Consider the following 277-nt stretch of genomic DNA (forward strand, 5'->3'; position numbering starts at 1 on the left):
CGGCTCCGATGCCCGCTCCCGTGAGCGGGATCCCGTCGCCCGCGAGCGCGGGTTCGACGGCCGCGAGTACCGCTCCCAGCCGCTCAGCGGCCTCGGGATCGATGTCGCGCAGCTCCTCCACCACTCCGCTCGCGCCGATCTTGTCGAGCTTGTCGACGGTGATGAGCGCGCGGTCGTGCGTGTCGGACGGGAAGCCGCAGTGCTCGAGCAGCCCGAAGAGGATGCGGCGGTCGTTCACGCGGATCACGCAGCCCTGCAGCCCCAGTTCGGCGAGCAC

Annotated in this window: 1 pseudogene; it reads right to left on the reverse strand. The window is 71.5% G+C overall.

The annotated features are described in order from the left end of the window. Positions 1-277, reverse strand: a pseudogene (locus AMS67_RS17625) (histidine--tRNA ligase); the annotation flags it as partial.

It is taken from the genome of Leucobacter japonicus (assembly GCF_001273855.1).
GTDB lineage: Bacteria > Actinomycetota > Actinomycetes > Actinomycetales > Microbacteriaceae > Leucobacter > Leucobacter japonicus.